Raw genomic sequence first — 13,743 nt, 5'->3', positions numbered from 1 at the left:
CATGCTGCCATGTGCGTATTTCCACGAGCAACGAACATTCGGCCGATATTCGTCGCCCTCGTGACGGGTCCCCGGACGACACACAGCGGCCGCCGTCCCCGTGAGGGGCGGCGGCCGCTGCGGTGTGGCTACGGGAGGAGGGTCAGTCCTTCTTCGGGTCCTCCAGGCGCGGGAAGAGGACCGCGCCCTTCGTCACCGTCGCGCCCGCCGGGAGCTGTCCCCACGTCGCGGAGGACTGCACCGGCTGCGCGGCCAGGGCGCCCAGGGACGCCTCGGCGCCCAGGGACTCCCAGAGGGCCTGCGAGGTCTCCGGCATGATCGGGTTGAGCAGGACGGCGACCGCGCGGAGCGACTCGGCGGCCGTGTACAGGATCGTGGCGAGGCGGGCGCGGCCCTCCTCGGACTCGTCCTTGGCGACCTTCCACGGCTCCTGCTCCGTGATGTAGCCGTTGACCTGCTTCACGAAGTCGAAGATCGCCAGGATGCCGCCCTGGAAGTCCAGCTCCTCGCCGATCTTCGCGTCGGCCGCCGCCACGGCCTTCGCCAGACCCTCGTGGATCGCCTTCTCCGCGTCGCCGTCCGCCGTCGCAGCCGGCAGCGCGCCGCCGAAGTACTTGCCGACCATCGCCGCCACGCGCGAGGCGAGGTTGCCGTAGTCGTTGGCCAGCTCGGACGTGTAGCGGGCGGTGAAGTCCTCCCACGAGAACGAGCCGTCGCTGCCGAACGCGATCGCGCGCAGGAAGTACCAGCGGTACGCGTCCACGCCGAAGTGCGAGGTCAGGTCCTGCGGCTTGATGCCGGTCAGGTTCGACTTCGACATCTTCTCGCCGCCGACCATCAGCCAGCCGTTCGCCGCCACCCGGCCCGGGACCGGCAGGCCCTGCGCCATGAGCATCGCCGGCCAGATCACCGCGTGGAAGCGGAGGATGTCCTTGCCGACCAGGTGCACGTTCGCCGGGAACGTCTCCTCGAACTTCGCCGGGTTCTCGTTGTAGCCGACGGCCGTCGCGTAGTTCAGGAGCGCGTCGACCCACACGTAGATCACGTGCTTGTCGTCCCACGGGATCGGGATGCCCCAGTCGAAGGTCGAGCGGGAGATCGACAGGTCCTGCAGGCCCTGCTTGACGAAGTTCACGACCTCGTTGCGGGCCGACTCCGGCTGGATGAAGCCCGGGTTCGCCTCGTAGAACTCCAGCAGCTTCGGGCCGTACTCGCTCAGCTTGAAGAAGTAGTTCTCCTCCTTGAGGATCTCCACCGGCTTCTTGTGGATCGGGCACAGCTTCGTGCCGTCCTCGGCCTCGATGAGATCGCCCGGGAGCTTGTACTCCTCGCAGCCCACGCAGTACGGGCCCTCGTAGCCGCCCTTGTAGATCTCGTCCCTGTCGTACAGGTCCTGCACGAACTCCTGGACGCGGTCGGTGTGACGCTTCTGGGTGGTGCGGATGAAGTCGTCGTTCGCGATGCCCAGGTGCTCCCAGAGGGGCTTCCAGGCCTCCTCGACGAGCTTGTCGCACCACTCCTGGGGAGTGACGCCGTTCGCCTCCGCGGTGCGCATGATCTTCTGACCGTGCTCGTCCGTGCCGGTGAGGTACCACACCTTCTCACCGCGCTGGCGGTGCCAGCGGGTGAGCACGTCGCCTGCGACGGTCGTGTAGGCGTGGCCCAGGTGAGGAGCGTCGTTGACGTAGTAGATGGGGGTCGAGACGTAGTACGCCTTCGTTCCCTGCTTCTCGGATCCAGTGGCCGCCATGGTGCGAATTTTAACGGCCGGGAGCCACTGCCCCTGCCGGGGCGGTCGGGGCCCGTCACACGCCGGGGGCCCGGCGGCACGCGTGGTGCGTGCGGCGCCGGGCCCCCGGGGGTCGAGCGGGTGGGTGCGGGTGTGCCTCACGGGCCCCCGCGGGGCCCCTGCCGGTCCCTACAGGGACCAGTCCGCGAGGAGGCCCTTGTAGAACGCGGCGTGCGGGGTCTCCACCGGGGCCGGGCCCGCGAAGTGGACGCCCGTACGAGGGGTCGCCAGCTTACGGAGGTAGTCGAAGGCCTTGTTGTCCTCCTCGCCCCAGACCGTGAAGCGCCAGTGCACCGCGGCCTTGCCCTCCGCCGCCGCGTCCGTCAGCGCCTGGGTCGCGGCCGTCTTCGACTCCGGCGCGCCGTCCGTCTGGAAGACCACCAGCGCGGGAAGGGCCGGGTCCGCGCTCTTCCCGTGCAGCGCGAGGACCTCCTCGACCGCACGGTCGTAGTTGGTCCGGCCCATCCGGCCGAGGGTCGCGTTGATCGCCTCGACGCGGTCCGGGGTGATGTCGGCGGGGCGGAGCTCCGCGGTGCCGTCGATCTCCGTCGAGAAGAAGACGGTGGTCACGGCCGCGTCCTCGGACAGGTGGGCCGCCAGCGCGACGGTCTGCTCGGCGAGGCGCTGCACGGAGCCGTCCTTGAAGAACGGCCGCATCGAGCCGGAACGGTCCACCACCAGGTACACCGCCGCCCGCGCGCCCGTCAGGCCCTGCTTCTTGAGCACCGTGCCGGCCGCCTTGTAGGCGGCCACCAGGTGGGGGGCGTCGGCCTTGAGGCGGGCGAGGGGGAGGGCCGGGGCGGAGGCGGGGGCGGAGGGGGAGGCGGGGACGGGGGTGGCCGCCTCGGTCTCGGTCTCGGCCGACGTCTCGGTCTCGTCGGCCCCGGCCGCGGCCGCGGCCACGGGCTCGGTCTCGGCCGCGGTCTCGGTCTTCGGGGCTTCCTCCGGCTTCGTACCGGCTTCCGCCTCGGAGGCCGGGGTCACCTCCGTCGGTGCTTCCGTGGCCGCCGCGAGGGGGGTCGCCGCCTGGGTCTCGTCCGCCTGCGGCGTCTCGGTGACCGCGGTGACCTCGTCGGCCTCGGACGCCGGGGCGTCCGCCTCCGGCTGTGTCGCGCTGTCGGCCGAGGGCTGCGCCTCGGTCTCGTCGGTCCCCGCCGCGGCAACGGGCTCCGCCGGAACCTCCGTGTCCGTGGCGGTGAGGTCGTCCTCGGTCGCGGTGGCCGGCTCGGCGTCCGCCACGACCTCGGTGCCCGCCGCGTCCTCCGCCGCAGCGGGCTGCTCCTGCGTCGCCGCAGGCGCCTCGACGGGGGCCGCAACCTCCTCTGCCGGCGCCTCGGCGGCGATCGGCTCCGCGGCGACCGGCTCGGCCGGGACCGTCTCGGTCTCGGTCTCGGCCGCCGGGGTCTCATCGGCCGGAGTCGTGCTCTCGGCGGCCGCCGCCTCGGCGGGCTCCTGCGCTGCCGACGCCTCGGCCTCGTCCGCGACCGGCTCCGCCTCAGCGGCCGCACTCTCGCCCGCAGCCTCCGCCTCGACCTCGACCTCCGCCTCGACCTCGACCGGAGCCGAGGTCACGACCTCAGCCTCAGTCTCCGTCTCCGCTTCGGCCGCACCCGCCTGCGGCTCCTCGGCCGACGCCTCGGCGGCCCCCGACGATGCCCGGCGGGCGGCCGGGATCTGCGGGTTGTCGAAGCTCGCCGCCACCAGGTCCGCCGCCGCGCGCTCCGCGGCGCTCTCCGCCGGGGCGGAGTCGACCGCCTTGGCCTTCGGGGCCGGAGCCGCGGCCGGCTCGGCCGTCTCCGCGGACCTCTCGGCCGGCGCTGCGACCGTCGCCTCGTCCGGCGCCTCGTCCGGCGTCCCGGCGGGCTCCGCCGCCCGATCGGTCGCCGTCTCGGGCGTCTCTGCCGTCGTCTCTGCCGCCGGGGCCGTCGCCGTCTCCGTCTCAGGCGCCGTCCCCTGGGCCGGGACAGAGGTTGCCGGGACGTCGGGCTCGGCGTCGTTCGCGCGGTTGCGGCCGAATACCTTGCTCAGCAAGCTCCGAATACCCATGGGAGAACCCCTTCGCATGAGTTGGGTGCGGTATGCGTCCTTCATCCCTGGCCAGGGCGGACACGTAAGGTTAGCGGCCGCCCTCCCCGGTCCCTACGACCCGGGCACCCCCGGTTGCCGCGCATTCATCGCGCGTTCACCCCAACGCCTCCGCTGTGCAGAAGTGCGCACATAACGTCACGGCCGACCAGAGCCGAGCCATGGAGGACGAAGTGCGCAAACTGCTGCCGATGCTGAGCAACCACTCGCACGGAGGCGGCCGTTCCGCCCTGACGTGCCGGTTCCGGTGCGGTGACGCCTGCTTCCAGGAGGTGCCCAACACCAGCGCCAACGAGTACGTCGGCGACGTCATAGCCGGGGTGCTGTCGCGCCGCTCCCTCATGCGCGCCGCCGCCGTCGTCACCGTCGCCTCCGCCGCCGGCGGTGCCGTCGTCCTCGGCAACGCGCCCGCCGCCGAGGCGCACGGTGGCCACCACCACCAGGGCGGGAAGGCCACCGGAGCCCGTGGGCTCCGCTTCGACCCGGTCGCGCCGAACACCGCCGACCAGGTCACCGTCCCCGAGGGCTACGCCCAGAACGTCGTCATCCGCTGGGGCGAGCCCATCCTCCGAGGCGCTCCGGCCTTCGACCCGGAGAAGCAGACCGCCGCCGCCCAGGCCGGGCAGTTCGGCTACAACAACGACTTCCTCTCCCTCCTCCCGCTGCGCGGCGAGCCGCACCGCCAGGTGCTCGTGGCCAACCACGAGTACACCGACGAGGTTCTGATGTTCCGGGGGTACGACCCCGAGAACCCGACCCGCGAGCAGGTCGAGATCGCCTGGGCGGCGCACGGCCTCGGTGTCGTCGTGGTCCAGGACGAGCACCGCACCGGCAAGCTGACCGCGGTCACCCGCCACCACCTCAACCGGCGCCTGACCGCCACCAGCGAGTTCGAGCTCACCGGCCCCGCCGCCGGCAGCGACCTGGTGAAGACCTCCGTCGACCCCGAGGGCCGGATCGTCCTCGGCACGCTCAACAACTGCTCCGGCGGTACCACCCCGTGGGGCACCACCCTCCACGGCGAGGAGAACTTCAACCAGTACTTCGCCCACGCCTCCAGCGCCACCGACAAGCGCTACGGCATCGGCACCGGCGCCACCGAGCGCAAGTGGGAGCGCTTCGACAAGCGCTTCGACCTCAAGCAGGAGCCCAACGAGGCGCACCGCTTCGGCTGGGTCGTCGAGCTCGACCCGTACGACCCGGAGTCGACCCCGCGCAAGCGCACCGCCCTCGGCCGCTTCAAGCACGAGGCCGCGCAGCCCCGCCTCACCGAGGACGGCCGTCCCGTCGTCTACATGGGCGACGACGAGCGCTTCGACTACTTCTACAAGTTCGTGTCGAGCAAGCGGATGAAGAAGGGCTCGTCGAGGGCCGCGCACGCGCACAACCTCACCCTGCTCGACGAGGGGACGCTCTACGTCGCCAAGCTGACCGGCGACAGCCCGGCCGCCGAGATCGACGGCAGCGGCAAGCTGCCCTCCGACGGCGAGTTCGACGGCTCCGGCGTGTGGATCCCGCTCGCCACGGCCGGTCCCGAGGGCAGCGTCTCGCACGTCCCCGGCATGACCGCCGAGGAGGTGTACGTCTTCACGCGCATCGCCGGTGACAAGGTCGGTGCCACGAAGATGGACCGCCCCGAGGACATCGAGCCTTCCCCGCGCACCGGCCGCGTCTACGTCGCGCTCACCAACAACACCAACCGCGGCAAGGGCACCAACCCGGCGGCCGACGAGGCCAACCCGCGCAACCTCAACAAGCACGGCCAGATCCTCGAACTCGCCGAGCATTGGGACGACCCTGCCGCCGACGGCTTCGCCTGGCGCCTGTTCCTCGTGGCCGGCGACCCGAACGACCCGGCCACCTACTTCTCCGGCTTCCCGAAGGAGAAGGTCTCCCCGATCTCCTGCCCGGACAACGTCGCCTTCGACCCGCACGGCAACCTGTGGATCTCCACCGACGGCAACCAGCTCGGCTCCCACGACGGCCTGTTCGGTGTCGCCACGCACGGCGAGCGGCGCGGTGAGCTCAAGCAGTTCCTGACCGTCCCGCGCGGTGCCGAGACCTGCGGTCCGATCGTCCAGGACCGCCGCGTCCTGGTCGCCGTCCAGCACCCGGGCGAGATCGACGGCGCCTCCGTCGAGAAGCCGGCCTCCGTCTGGCCCGACGGACCGGGCAGGATCGTCCGCCCGGCCGTCGTCTCCGTCTGGCGCACCGACGGCCGCGACATCGGCGTCTGAGCCCGACCGCCCGACCGCCCGACCGCCCGACCACCCGCCCCCCGTCCGCCCGCTGTCCCTGGATCCGGCCCCGGACGTCGCTCCCGGGGCCGGACGTCGCTCCCGGGGCCGGCCCACGCGGACTCGGGGTGGGCGTCAGTCCACCCCGAGTCCCTCCCGGAACCTCACGACCTGCTCCTCCGGCTCCCCCGTGTACACCCACGGGACCCACGCCGCCCGCGTGCCCAGGAGCCCGAGCAGTTCCCGCGCCACCTCCACCTGGCCCGCGTAGCAGGCGGCGTGGGCCAGGTAGTTGAGGTCCGCCACCTCTTCGGGCGCCACCGGGCTGCCCGGCTCCCGCCCGCCGATCCAGCGCGCGTGCGTACGGCGCAGCTCCGTCACCGCCAGCTCGTGCTTCCAGTGCTGGTCGAAGCCGCGCACCGGGCCGCGGCCCAGCGCCCCGTCCGCGATGTAGCGGTACTCCTCGACCCGGGCGATCTGCACCAGGACCGGCAGCGGCGAGCCGGGCGGCGCCACGCCGGCCGCGTCCCGCGCGAAGTCGTACATGGCGCCGTGCGTGCCGTGCCAGCGGGCCGACCAGTAGCGCAGCACCTGCGTGTGACCCTCGGTGTTGTAGGGGTCACGGCGTCGCAACTCGGCGAACCAGTGGTGCAGTTGGCGGCGCGGCACTCCGCCCTCGTACAGCCGGGCGACCGACAGCAGCGAGATCCACGGCATCGGGTCCTGCAGCGCCGCGTCCGCCGCCGTGAGGCAGGCGTCCACGGCGGCGTCGATGCGTCCCCGGTCGACGGCACCGCCCCGGCCGGCCGCGATGGCCGTGTCGAAGACCCGCACCACCTCGGTCGCCGCCCGCAGCACCGCCGCGTCCGGGTTGCCCGGCTCGGCCGCCCGCCAGGCCTCGACGGTCGAACTGCCCGCGGCGGCGTGCGAGAGGAGCCGCAGCCGGTGGGTGCGGCGCGACCAGTCGTCACCGGTCGCCGCCAGCAGGTCGCGTACGCCCTGCCAGCGGCCGATGACCATGTCGTGCCGTGCCTCGGTGAGCGCGCGGTCGCCGAAGTCCGGGTCGAAGTCCGGGGTGAAGCGCGCGTGACGTGAGGAGCGCCCCGATCGCGACGGGCGGCGCAGAGCGGCCATCCGGATACCTCCCTCGTGAGCGGAACCTGCGAAAGCTGCCAATCCTGTGGAACCGGTGGGGCCGTGCGAGCCCGTGGAACCGGTGGGCCCGTGCGGAAGCTGCCGGACCGGTGGTCCTGTGCGGAGCCGGGGGGCCCGCGGAGCCGGTGGGCCCGCGGAGCCGGTGGGCCCGCGGAGCCGGAGCGGCCAGGCGTGGCCGCCCGAGGCGTGACGCCCGTCAGAAGTCGGTGGCGAGCGATTCGTCCGCCCGCCGGGCGCGCGGCGAGTCCGGCGAGGCGTAGAGCTCGGCGGCGGCCAGCGCGCGGCCCGCGTCGAGGCGCGCCGGACGGTAGTAGGCGCTGCCCTTCTTCCAGTACACGAGCATCGGTACGACGCCTACGGCGAGACCGCCGAGGCCGATCGCCAGCGAGGCCGTGGACAGTTCGCCGAGCGACTCGACGAAGACCCACAGCATGAACGCCGAGCCCAGCAGGGGCCACACCCCGCCCAGCAGGAAGTCCCGTACGGAGGCGAGCAGCAGCTTCTTGTACGCGACGACCGCGGCGATGCCGGCGAGGGCGTAGTAGAAGGCGATCTGCAGGCCGATCGCGCGCACCGCGTCGCCGAGGACCTGGCCGACCGAGCCGGCGGCGGCCGAGGCCGCGAACATGACGAGCGCGGCGGCGCCGACCGTGAGGACGGCGACCCACGGGGTGTTCCAGCGGCGGTGGACGGTGCCGAGCGCGGCCGGCAGGGTGCGGTCGCGGCCCATCGCGAAGAGCGAGCGGGTGACCTGGATGAGCGTGGTCTCCAGGGTGGCGACGGTGGACAGGAGCACCGCGAGGATCAGCAGCTTGCCGCCGACGCCGGGCCAGATCTCCTGACCGAGTACGGCGAGCACGTTCGCGTCGGCGGCCCGGATCTGCTCGGCGCTGAGCAGCACGTTGACCGCCACCGTGAAGGCCTCGAAGAACAGGAACACGACGCCGATGCCGACGAGGGCCGCGAGCCCGGCCGTGCGGCGGCTGTCGCGGGTCTCCTCGCTGAGGTTGCTGGTGACGTCCCAGCCCCAGTAGTAGAAGGCGGCGATCAGCGCACCGGCCGCGAAGCCGGAGGTGCCGCCGAAGTGGCCGAGGCCGAACCAGGACCAGTCGAAGGCGGTGGCGCTGCCGTGGTGGATCAGCGCCCCCAGGATGAAGGCCACCATGACGAACATCTCGACGCCGGACATGACGAGTTGGGCCCGTACGGTGAGCCGCGCGCCGCCCAGGACGACGAGCAGCATCATCAGGAACCAGCCGGCGCCGACGGCGCAGGACAGTGCGGTGTCGTCGGCGTGCTCGGGCGCGAGCAGGGAGAGTGTGAGCGTCCCGGCGGGGAGCGATCCGGCGACCATGAAGACGGTGGCGGAGAAGACCAGCGCCCAGCCGGAGAGGAAGCCGAGGAAGGGGTGGAGGGTGCGGCCCACCCACGAGTACCCGGCACCGGCGTTGACGTCGATCCGGCCCAGGCGGGCGTACGCGAGGACGATGCCGAGCATGGGTATCGCGCAGTAGAGCAGCGAGGCGGGCCCGGCGAGGCCGACCGCGCCGAAGAGCACGGCGGTGGTGGCGGCGAGCGAGTACGCGGGCGCGCTGCCTGCCACGGCCATCACGATGGTGTCGAACGTGCCGAGGGCGTTGGGCTGGAGACCTCTGCCGGGGGCTCTGCCGGATGCTCTGCCGGGAGTCGTGCGCATGGCGATGTCCTCGGGGCGGTGGGGAGGGGGGAGGGGGCGAGCGAGGAGGATCGGGGTGGGGGGAGACGCGGAGGGGGTGTGCGGGGCAGGGGGGTGACCGTGCCACCAGGGCGCTTGTGGCAGGGAGGAGACGCCGGTCACGGTGAATTCGTGCGCATCGTAGTCGTACCCGTGGGTTCCGGTAACGGCGGCGGGAGGGTTGGATTCCGCTACCGCCGGTAAAGGCTTCCGTACGCCCCATTGGCGTGGTTTACGGGCCTGCCCGCGTTGATCACGAGGTCACGACGGGCCGGGAGCGCCGGGCCGTTCACGCCGAGAACGCGCGACGACACCCGTCACGGCGAGGCGATCGCCCGGGCGGCCCGCACCTCCTGGCGGAGCGCGGAGAGCACCCCGTCCTCGTCACCGCCGAGGTCCACCCGTACCTCCACGAGTACGTCGCTCGACCGCAGTCCGTCGGCCATGTCGCGCAACTGGCGTTCCACGGCGGCGACCTCGGCCGGTTCGGGCGGGGGCGCGCCGTGGTCGACGCGGATCCGGGCGGCGGTGGTGGCGTCCACGATGCGTTCCACGGCGATGGCCAGCGGCCACCAGGCGGCGGCCAGGTCGCCGGCGGGCGGAGGCTCGGTCAGGGCGCGCTGGAACTCCGACCGCACGCTCGACATGTCCCGGTACAGCTTGCGCCGGGCGCGGTGCCGGACGGCCGGATCGGCGTCGGTCGCGCCGGGCGCGAAGGCGAGGGCGAGATAGCCGGCGGTGTCGGCGACGGCGTCTGCCAGCCGGTCGGCGACCCGGGTGTGCCAGGACTCGGGCCACAGCAGGTACCCGGCGATCAGGGCGATGGCACAGCCGATGAGGGAGTCGTAGAGGCGCGGCAGGACCAGGTGGAAGCTCTGGTGGTTGAGCAGGTCGGACAGGAGCAGGATGACCGGGGTGATGGCCGCGGTCTGGAAGGCGTACCCCTTCGCCGAGAAGGCCGGGATGAGGGCCGCGAGCACCATCGTCACCGGCACGTCCCACCAGCCGCGCGGCACCGCGGCGAGCACGGGCGCGGCGAGCAGCAGCCCGCCGGCGGTGCCGAGGGCGCGGAGCACGGCCCGGGAGAACACCGAGCCGAAGTCCGGCTTCAGGACGAAGGTGACGGTGAGCGCGACCCAGTAGGAGCGGGGGACGGGGATGAGCGAGACGAGCGCCTGGGCGAGGCCGATGCAGAGGGCGAGACGGAGGCCGTAGCGCCAGGAGGCGCCGGACAGCAGGGCGCCGCGGGTGGCGCGGTGGACGCGTACGCGCAGGGCGGCGGGGCGGCCGAGACGGTCGTCGACGTTGTACGGCCGGGACTCGGTGCCGTTGACGATGTCCGCCGCGTGGCGCAGGGCCTCGTCCACGGCCTTCTCGGAGGGGCGGTGGGCCTCGGGGAGTTCCGGCGTGGGCTCGCCGGTGCGGTCCGTCTCGACGGTGGCGGCGAGCGCGCGGACCGCGGCGGGGATCTGCGGAGGCAGCGGCCGGTGGAAGCGGCGGGCGGCGAAGTGGGCCGCGGGGGCGGCCTCCAGGAGCGGGATCAGGGCGTTGAGCTGGGACAGCAGGCGCACCAGGGTGGGCGCCCGGCCGTGCTGGCGGGCGCGGCGGGCCAGGACGAGGTCGTACGACTGGTTGAGGGAGGCGGTGACGGCCTGCCGGCGTACGTCGTACGTGTCGGTGCCGGCGGCCTCGAAGAGCTCGGCGACCGCGCGGTAGGTCCCGGCGACGGCCGCCCGCTCGGGCTGTCCGCCGCGCAGCGGCCAGCCGAGGAGGGTCAGGACGAGGACGACGACCCCGCCGAGGCCGAGCAGGACCGGCGCCTTCCACCAGGGCTGGGGCATGGGCAGGCCGGCGCCGACGACGGCGTTGAGGAGCAGGAGCAGTCCGGAGACGGACGCGACGGCGCCGATCGACGAGATCATCCCCGAGACCAGCGCGACGAGCGTGAGCACGGCGACCGCGATCCAGCCCTCCCCGAACACGAGCGTGCCGAGGGTGACGCCGAGCGCGCCGAAGAGCTGCGGGACGGCGATGTTCAGGATCCGCATCCGGTAGGCGTCGGCGGTGTCGCCGATGACTCCGGAGAGTGCCCCCATCGACACGAGCGCCCCGTACGCCGGCCGGTCGGTCGCGAATCCGACGGCGAGGGGCGCGGCCAGCGCGACGGAGGCGCGGACCACGGCGGGCCACGGAACGGGCGTGGGCTGCGGCCGCAGCCCGGCGGTGAGCCACGTGGGCGGGGACAGCCGTGCGGGTTTCGCCATGCGACCAACGTAGGTGGTGGGGGCGGGATCCCGGCCGCCCGGATCAGCTGCGGTAGTTCTCCACCTCGGCGGCGGGGCGCAGGGCCGCCGTGTCGGGATCCTCGCCGAATTCGCTCTTCGCGCGGCGCTGCCGCAGCAGGTCCCAGCACTGGTCGAGCTGCACCTCCACCTCGGCGAGGCGGGCGCGTTCCTCGTCCGGGAGGCCGCCCGTGCGCTGCCGCAGAGAGCGCTCCTCCTCGACGAGGGCGCCGATGTTCTCGAGGATCTCGTCGTTGTCCATGCCTTCCAGCGTGGCCGATGGGTGCCCGGCCCGCAGGTCGGGGAGGGCCGGTTCGGGCCCCGGGCCGGGGCCGGGCACCGCGGTCGCCGTCAGTGGCGCAGCGCCTGGGCGATCTCCGCCTTGGTGTCGCCGGTCAGCGAGCGGTTGCTGCGGGCCGTACCGGACTTGGACTTCTTGGGGTCGACCGCGTCGATGCCGAGGACGACGACGTCGAGGAGATTGCCTTCCGTGTCGCGGAAGTCGACCCTGATCGTGTAGTCGGCGCTCTTGTCCAGGGGGTTCGTCGCGGTGATCTCGGCGACCGTCCGGTCGCCGTCGACGGACGTCGGCCCGGCCTTGACGTCGCCGGTGGCGTTGACCCCGTCCTTGACCTCGTTCATCTTCTGATCCGCGGCCGAGGCGGCCGCCGCGGTGGCGGAGGAGATGATGCTCCCCGCCGTGTCCTTCGCCTGGTCGCACCCGGTGAGGGCCGGCCCGAAGGCGGCGACGGCGAGGACCGCGGCAGCGGCGGACGCGGCGCGGCGGCCGCGGGGGCGCGTCACAGCGTCTCGCGCCCGTACGAGTCGTCCGACGCGAGCGCCCAGACGACGAAGACGGACACGGCCATCGAGAACAGCGCCCACCACGGCTGGTACGGCAGGAACAGGAACTGGGCGATGATGTTGAGCGAGGCGAGCGCGATGCCCGCGATCCGGCCCCACTCGGCGCCCTTGAGGATCCCGATGCCGGCGACGGCGACGACGACGCCGAGGCAGAGGTGGATCACGCCCCACGTGGTCAGGTTGAACCTGTACACGTAGCTGCCGACCCGGGCGTAGACGTTGTCCTCGGCGATGCCGGCGATGCCCTGGAAGACGTCCATGATGCCGACGACCAGCATCAGGACACCGGCGAAGAGGGTGCCCCCGGCGGCCCAGCCGCCGCTGCTCGGCGGTTGCTTCGATGTGCGCGGAGGCGCGGTGTTCTGGCTCATGGCCTCATCGTCGGAGCGCCGGTTCGGTTCCGAACCTTCTGCTGGGCCGTACGGGTGAGGGGAACCGTGCGGCCGATGCTCGTCGCGAGGCGGAGCGGCAGCCGCCGGCCGCGACCCCCGGTGCTCGTCGCGAGGCGGAGCGGCAGGCGCCGGCCGCGCCGCCGGTGCTCGCCGCGAGGCCCGGCTGCAGGCGCCGGCCGCGCCGGACCGCGTCCTCCGCCGGGGGCACCGGTCGGTCGTCGCCCTGACGACCGGCTGATCCACTTGCGGGCGGTACCGCGCGGGTGTGCCCTGGAGGGTGCACCCGCAGGCGCGGGAAAGGAGCCTCGCCATGGCCGCACACGCAGCGGTACCCGCCCGCAGGCAGTTCAGCACGCACGGCTGGGGGATACCCGTCACCCTCGGCGTGGCCTACGCCCTCTACGCCGGGACCAACGCCCGCCAGGGCGGGCCGACGACCTGGGGCGACTTCTGGGTCGGCCTCATCAGCGGCGTCGTCGTCGCCGTCGCCGTGTGGACACTGCACCATTACGGACGGCACCTGAGGCGCGAGCTGCGGGCCGCGGCCTGGGGCACCCTCGCCGGCATCGCGATCGGCTTCCTCTACAGCCTCACCGGCGCGAGCGTCTACTCCTCGGCGATCCTCGGCCTGCTCGTCGCCGCCCTCAACGGGGGAGCCGCGTTCTACCTCTTCTACACGCACGAGGACGCGTCCGGTCACCCCGCGCCGTACTGACCGCGGTCGGTCGCCGGTGGTACGCCACCGCCACCGCCGCGAGCAGCGGCGGCCAGGCGAGGAGCGGCGCGTAGCAAGCCACGAGCAGGGCGTCCTGGGCCGGTGAGGCCGGGATGCCCGGGCCGAGCCCGGCGTACGCCGCGTACGCGCCCCACCCCGCGATCGCGCACAGCCCGGCCACCCCGGCGAGGGCGGTCGCGGTCGCGGCGGTGGGGTTCACGAGGCGCCCGCCGAGGAACGGCATCCACCGCGGGAACACCTCGCCCCAGGCGCGCACCAGCCCCAGGGTCAGGAATGCCGGCAACTCCGAGACGAGGCTCAGGGACACGACGTACACGCACTCGCCGAGCCCCATCGTGGCATCGCCGGCGTCCCGGGTGACCGGCAGCCCGGCGACGAGCGCGAGCCGCCACAGCCCCGACGGCAGCACGGTGAGCGGGACGGCATGGGCGGCGAGGACGGCCCAGCGGGGCACGGTGGGCAGGGCGTTCGGCTTCGGCGTCGGCACGG

General features: G+C 73.2%; 11 protein-coding genes. 2 read left to right on the top strand and 9 right to left on the bottom strand.

The annotated features are described in order from the left end of the window. Positions 1-142: 142 nt before the first annotated feature. Positions 143-1,750, bottom strand: coding sequence for a methionine--tRNA ligase (gene metG, locus ACIRQF_RS14840; RefSeq protein ID WP_404092307.1), 1,608 nt, complete (start codon positions 1,748-1,750; stop codon positions 143-145). A gap of 168 nt (positions 1,751-1,918) precedes the next feature. Beyond that, positions 1,919-3,835 carry a VWA domain-containing protein gene (locus ACIRQF_RS14835; RefSeq protein ID WP_404092304.1) on the bottom strand — a complete coding sequence of 639 codons (1,917 nt, stop codon included), beginning with the start codon at positions 3,833-3,835 and terminating at the stop codon, positions 1,919-1,921. Positions 3,836-4,047: 212 nt separating this feature from the next. On the opposite strand from ACIRQF_RS14835, the gene ACIRQF_RS14830 reads away from it, so the two are divergent. Beyond that, on the top strand, positions 4,048-6,111 hold the full coding sequence (locus tag ACIRQF_RS14830; protein ID WP_404092849.1) for a PhoX family protein: 2,064 nt from the start codon (positions 4,048-4,050) through the stop codon (positions 6,109-6,111). Between the two features lie 135 nt (positions 6,112-6,246). Here ACIRQF_RS14830 and ACIRQF_RS14825 read toward each other — a convergent pair whose 3' ends face one another. From ACIRQF_RS14825 to ACIRQF_RS14800, 6 genes are all read right to left on the bottom strand, one after another. Continuing rightward, positions 6,247-7,245 (bottom strand): hypothetical protein, encoded by a 999-nt coding sequence (locus tag ACIRQF_RS14825; RefSeq protein WP_404092301.1) that lies wholly within the window; start codon positions 7,243-7,245, stop codon positions 6,247-6,249. Between the two features lie 217 nt (positions 7,246-7,462). Beyond that, positions 7,463-8,962: an APC family permease gene (locus ACIRQF_RS14820; RefSeq protein WP_389750658.1), complete on the bottom strand. Its 1,500-nt coding sequence runs from the start codon at positions 8,960-8,962 to the stop codon at positions 7,463-7,465. A gap of 335 nt (positions 8,963-9,297) precedes the next feature. After that, complete coding sequence (locus ACIRQF_RS14815) at positions 9,298-11,244, bottom strand: FUSC family protein (RefSeq protein WP_404092299.1); 1,947 nt, start codon at positions 11,242-11,244, stop codon at positions 9,298-9,300. A gap of 43 nt (positions 11,245-11,287) precedes the next feature. Then, a complete protein-coding gene (locus tag ACIRQF_RS14810) occupies positions 11,288-11,524 on the bottom strand; it encodes a DUF2630 family protein (RefSeq protein WP_376627132.1) in 237 nt (78 codons plus the stop codon). 89 nt (positions 11,525-11,613) lie between these two features. Beyond that, the gene (locus ACIRQF_RS14805) at positions 11,614-12,066 is read right to left on the bottom strand and encodes a hypothetical protein (protein WP_376627130.1); all 453 of its coding nucleotides are present in this window, start codon (positions 12,064-12,066) and stop codon (positions 11,614-11,616) included. Beyond that, entirely contained in the window at positions 12,063-12,497 is a 435-nt protein-coding gene (locus tag ACIRQF_RS14800; RefSeq protein ID WP_389750657.1) for a hypothetical protein, read from the bottom strand. Before ACIRQF_RS14800 ends, ACIRQF_RS14805 begins: the two co-directional genes overlap by 4 nt. Positions 12,498-12,828: 331 nt before the next feature. Here ACIRQF_RS14800 and ACIRQF_RS14795 point away from each other — a divergent pair, with 331 nt between their 5' ends. Beyond that, a complete protein-coding gene (locus ACIRQF_RS14795) occupies positions 12,829-13,233 on the top strand; it encodes a hypothetical protein (protein WP_404092295.1) in 405 nt (134 codons plus the stop codon). On the opposite strand, the gene ACIRQF_RS14790 is transcribed toward ACIRQF_RS14795, so the two are convergent. Then, entirely contained in the window at positions 13,163-13,741 is a 579-nt protein-coding gene (locus ACIRQF_RS14790; RefSeq protein WP_404092292.1) for a hypothetical protein, read from the bottom strand. The genes ACIRQF_RS14795 and ACIRQF_RS14790 overlap by 71 nt on opposite strands. Between the last annotated feature and the right edge of the window lie 2 nt (positions 13,742-13,743).

This window comes from Streptomyces sp. NPDC101191 (assembly GCF_044767915.1).
GTDB lineage: Bacteria > Actinomycetota > Actinomycetes > Streptomycetales > Streptomycetaceae > Streptomyces.
The sequence above is the reverse complement of the archived record's forward strand: the minus strand, read 5'-3'. Positions and strand labels throughout refer to the sequence as shown.

What these genes read in the sequence shown, in the direction of transcription:
- metG (WP_404092307.1), bottom strand. Translation starts at nt 1,750, where the DNA reads ATGGCGGCCACTGGATCCGAGAAGCAGGGAACGAAGGCGTACTACGTC.
- ACIRQF_RS14835 (WP_404092304.1), bottom strand. Translation starts at nt 3,835, where the DNA reads ATGGGTATTCGGAGCTTGCTGAGCAAGGTATTCGGCCGCAACCGCGCG.
- ACIRQF_RS14825 (WP_404092301.1), bottom strand. Translation starts at nt 7,245, where the DNA reads ATGGCCGCTCTGCGCCGCCCGTCGCGATCGGGGCGCTCCTCACGTCAC.
- ACIRQF_RS14820 (WP_389750658.1), bottom strand. Translation starts at nt 8,962, where the DNA reads ATGCGCACGACTCCCGGCAGAGCATCCGGCAGAGCCCCCGGCAGAGGT.
- ACIRQF_RS14815 (WP_404092299.1), bottom strand. Translation starts at nt 11,244, where the DNA reads ATGGCGAAACCCGCACGGCTGTCCCCGCCCACGTGGCTCACCGCCGGG.
- ACIRQF_RS14810 (WP_376627132.1), bottom strand. Translation starts at nt 11,524, where the DNA reads ATGGACAACGACGAGATCCTCGAGAACATCGGCGCCCTCGTCGAGGAG.
- ACIRQF_RS14800 (WP_389750657.1), bottom strand. Translation starts at nt 12,497, where the DNA reads ATGAGCCAGAACACCGCGCCTCCGCGCACATCGAAGCAACCGCCGAGC.
- ACIRQF_RS14795 (WP_404092295.1), top strand. Translation starts at nt 12,829, where the DNA reads ATGGCCGCACACGCAGCGGTACCCGCCCGCAGGCAGTTCAGCACGCAC.